Genomic DNA, 4,361 nt, shown 5'->3' with positions numbered 1-4,361 from the left:
CCGTTGTTCATCACCACCACGCGGTCGGCCAGGGTCATGGCCTCCACCTGATCATGGGTGACGTAGACGGTGGTGGTTTTCAGGCGTTGGTGCAGCTCTTTAATCTCAGTCCGCATCTGGACGCGGAGTTTGGCGTCAAGGTTAGAGAGGGGTTCATCAAACAGGAATACCTTCGGGTCGCGCACGATGGCGCGGCCCATGGCGACACGTTGGCGTTGGCCACCTGATAGGGCGCGCGGGAAGCGGTCGAGATAGGGGGTGAGGCCGAGAATGGAGGCGGCACGCTCAACCTTGCTGCGAATCGCGGACTTCTCCATGCCGCGCATTTTGAGCGCGAAGCCCATGTTGGCGGCGACGGTTTTGTGCGGGTAAAGCGCGTAGTTCTGGAACACCATGGCGATGTCACGCTCTGACGGTGGCAGGTTGTTGACGCGGGCAGCGCAGATGCTGATGTCGCCTGCGCTGATCTCCTCTAGCCCCGCCAGCATCCGCAAAAGCGTGGATTTGCCACAGCCGGAGGGGCCGACCAGCACGACAAACTCGCCATCCTTGATGTCCAAATTGAGGCCGTGAATCACCTGCACCCCGCCATAAGCCTTGCGCAGATCGCGGATTGTGACTTCAGCCATGTGTTTTTCTCCCCGTGTTGCTGCAAGATTAAGCGAAGCCGGGGCGTGCTGTCTATGCGCCTGATCATACTAACATGTTAGAATCTTGACAGGTGGATTGGGGCAGGCCAAGCTGGTAATAAGGAACGTGTTTGCGGCGGGAGGGGAGGCCCGTTTGCAGCGATTTGGTAAACGGGTTTGGTCTAAGATGCCGGATCGGGGTTCCATAGATTTTGAGACATAACAGCCCAGCGGTTTTGGCCGCGCAAGGGCATCCAAGGGAGGAGACATCTTGAAGTTAGAGATTTATCAGGCCGCCGTTCAGGCCACTTTAAGCCGCCGTCGTATGTTGCAGGGGGCTACGGCTTTGACCGCATTGGCGGTGATGCCGCGCGCGATGGGCTATGGGCCAGCTGCGGCGCAGGATTCGGTGCGCACCCAGATTTTGCAGATACCGGGGGTCGGTAAGGGCTCACCCACCGATGCGGATTGGCAGAAGGTCGGCGAGTTGTGTCTGGATAGCACCAAGGCCAACGTGGCGGAGGGTGAGTTTGCCGGGGTGGAGCTGTCGTTCTTTGGCATCAATAACAACGGATTACACAACATCCTGTTCCGTGGGCTTCTGAAGGGGTGGGAGGCTTATACCGGGGCGAAGATCAACTGGATCGACCTTGCGCAAGCCGATTATAACCCGCGTTTGCAGCAGAGCATTGCCACAGGGACGGTCGATTTTGATATTCTGGCGATGGGTGCTCCGTTGGAGGGGGATACCGCCAGCAAGGGCTTGCTCGATGAGATGCCGGATTGGGTCAAGGCCCAGATCGACATGGATGATTACGTGAATTATCTGAAAGCCCCGGTTGGGACATGGGACGGCAAGACCTACCGGATCTCAATCGACGGCGATTGCCATACGTTTGCGTATCGCACCGATTACTTCGGTGAGGGCGCGATTTCGGGCATGGCAGAGCCGCCGAAGACTTGGCAAGAGGTCAACGCCTATTCCAAGGCTATCGTCGGCAAGACCGATCCGCTGACCGGGCAGCCTGCGATTGGATATTTGGACCCGCTGAAAGGTTGGGGCGGCTTTGGGTTTTATTTCCTCGAGAACCGGGCTGCGGCTTATGTGAAGCATCCGTCCGATCCGGCTTGGCTGTTTGACCCAGAGACGATGAAGCCGCGTGTCAACAATCCGGGTTGGGTGCAGGCCATTCAAGACGTAATGGACCTGATTGCGACGCCGGGCGCGTATCCGGCGGACCAGATCAACGCCGATCCGGGCACCACGGCATTCTCGCAGTTTCTGGCAGGCACCGGGTCTAGCCTGATGTGGTGGGGCGATGTGGGCTCTAACGCGCGCACCTCGGATACTTCGGTGGTTGGCGATGTGGTGGGCTTTGGCATCAACCGTGGCTCGGACCGGGTTTACAACGCCAAAACTTCCGCCTGGGAGGAGACTTATAACGAGTCGCCGAACATGGCTTTCCTCGGCTGGGGCGTCTATGTGACCAACCGCGTTTCGGCGGATGAGAAAAAGCGCAAGGCGGCTTGGTCGGCGGCGGCGCATCTGGGTGGCAAGGATATTTCGCTGTGGATGGCGGCTTATCCGTCTGGCTTCCAACCTTACCGCAACAGTCAGTTCCAATATGACGAATGGGTTGCGGCGGGCTATGACCGGGCGTTTATCGAGGATTACCTGAGTTCGAACCTTGACAGCTACAACCACCCGAACGCTGCGATTGAACCGCGTATTCCCGGCATCTTCCAATACTATTCGGTTGCCGAGGATGAATTGGCTAAGGGCTACTCCGGCCAATACAAATCGGCGCAAGAGACCGCCGATGCGATTGCGGCAGCATGGGAGAAAATCACTGACCAGATCGGCCGTGACAGCCAGATTACGCTCTATAAGGCCAGCTTGGGGATGTGAATTAGGGCTGGGGATGCCTCCGGCTGGGATATTTTGCGCGCAGAGGATGAGACGTCTTCGCAGAATATGCCCGCCGGAGTTTGTTAACTTGTTGGTCAGAAGTGCGGTGTAGAATGAACGGCAAGGCGTGATTTCAGCCGCGCCTTGCCGAAATTTGAGCAAGCTGCCTTCGCGGGCGGCTTGTTTTTCCCAAATGGGGCGAGAGTTTTGAGCAGTTCAGGCGACCTTCTTCACGTTGTCAGCAATGACAATATCTCGGACCAGCGCCGTGCGTTTGGACGCGCGATCATCTGGGGCTCGGCCGGGCTGATGGCGCTGATGGCGTTGGCGCAGCTGATGCAGGTTCAAGGCGTGCATGACTTCGGTTTCGGCAGTTGGAGGCCGACGCTGTATGCCTATATTCTCTGGGCGATCTGCCTCAGTTGGGGGCAAGTTTTGCTGCATGGCGAACATGGCAAGCGGACGTTGTTCGTGCTGCCAGCGGCTTTGTTCGTGATTTCACTGACGGTATTTCCGCTACTGTTTGGTCTGGTGATCGCGTTTTCCGACTGGAATCTGTCCAGTCCGAATGGCCGGCATTTTAACGGGCTGACCAATGTGCGGCAGATGTGGGCCGACCCGTTCTATTGGAATGCGCTGTTGAACATGGTCTGGTATGTGCTTGCAATCCTTGTCGAATACGCGATTGCCTTCGGGTTGGCTTTGGCGTTGAACGCTGAAATCCGGGCGCGGAAGTTCTTCCGGGTAGCGTTTTTGCTGCCGCTGATGCTGTCGCCGGTGGCGGTGAGTTGGATGATCGGCAAGTCGATGCTAGAGGCGCGGTTCGGCCCAGTGGCACGGCTGGCGAAGTTCCTAGGTTGGGAGACGCCTTCGTTCTTTGGCACCCCGGGTGTGGCAAAGGCGACGATCATGCTGATGGACGCTTGGACGTTCATTCCGTTTATGATGATCATGATTTTGGCCGGTTTGCAGGCGATCCCGAAAGAGCTGAACGAGGCTGCGAAAGTCGATGGCGCGAACGGCTGGCGGGCGTTTTGGGAGGTGACTTTCCCGATGATGCTGCCAGTGTCGATCACCGCGATTTTGATCAGGATTATTTTCAAACTGAAGCTGGCCGATATCGTGATCGCGGTGACCTCAGGCGGGCCGGGGGGGGCTTCGGATACTGTGACCTCGTTTATTTTCCGCGAGTATCGAGATCGATCGAACGTCGGCTACGGCACTTTGCTCGCGATGTTTTATCTGCTGCTGATCATCATCGTGATGACGATTTTGATGAAACTCGCGGATCGGTTTTCGAGGCCCAGAACATGAGTAAAACTGCCATGAGCGATACCAATGTTAGCGGGCAGATTTTCAGGGACTCCGCCGCAGATCGCAGCTTTCGGCCAAACTGGTTTACTGGTCGGTTGTTTGTGTATGCGCTGCTGTTGCTGTGGGCATTTATTTGTTTGTTCCCAATATATTGGACGCTAACCACCAGCTTCAAGATGGCCCCCGATGTGATGAAGGGCAACCTGATACCGTGGCTGGATTTCACTCCGAAATGGCTCGGTTGGAAGTCTTTGGGCCTGTCACCCGATACGATTGGCGCTGATAGCACGGTGCGCGATGAGTTTATGAAGCGCTTCACCAATTCGGCGATCACCTCGGTGACTTCCTCGGTTTTGGCGGTGATGCTGGGGTCGCTCGCGGCTTATGGATTGAGCCGTTTCAATTATAAATTCCTGTGGATGGGCAATAGCGATATTTCGTTCTTTTTTCTCAGCCAGTTGATCCTACCGCCGGTGGTTTTGGCGCTGCCTATGCTGGTGCTTTATAAG

Annotated in this window: 3 protein-coding genes and 1 pseudogene; 3 read left to right on the top strand and 1 reads right to left on the bottom strand. The window is 56.6% G+C overall.

Annotated elements, in window-relative coordinates; translation table 11 throughout:
* Nucleotides 1-629: ATP-binding cassette domain-containing protein (locus JWS10_RS05230; protein ID WP_299505335.1), on the bottom strand; the 629-nt coding region annotated here is incomplete at its 3' end.
* Between the two features lie 271 nt (nucleotides 630-900).
* On the opposite strand from JWS10_RS05230, the gene JWS10_RS05225 reads away from it, so the two are divergent.
* The 3 genes and pseudogenes from JWS10_RS05225 to JWS10_RS05215 form a co-directional block, all read left to right on the top strand.
* A complete protein-coding gene (locus JWS10_RS05225; protein ID WP_299505334.1) occupies nucleotides 901-2,538 on the top strand; it encodes an ABC transporter substrate-binding protein in 1,638 nt (545 codons plus the stop codon).
* A gap of 207 nt (nucleotides 2,539-2,745) precedes the next feature.
* Nucleotides 2,746-3,852 carry a carbohydrate ABC transporter permease gene (locus JWS10_RS05220; protein WP_299505332.1) on the top strand — a complete coding sequence of 369 codons (1,107 nt, stop codon included), beginning with the start codon at nucleotides 2,746-2,748 and terminating at the stop codon, nucleotides 3,850-3,852.
* Nucleotides 3,849-4,361, top strand: a pseudogene (locus JWS10_RS05215) (carbohydrate ABC transporter permease); the annotation flags it as partial. The gene JWS10_RS05220 and the pseudogene JWS10_RS05215, both read left to right, overlap by 4 nt.

Source organism: Cypionkella sp. (genome assembly GCF_028290025.1).
In the GTDB taxonomy this organism is placed as follows: Bacteria; Pseudomonadota; Alphaproteobacteria; order Rhodobacterales; family Rhodobacteraceae; genus Cypionkella.
Note: the sequence above shows the minus strand (reverse complement) of the source record. Positions and strands in the feature narration are given on the sequence as shown.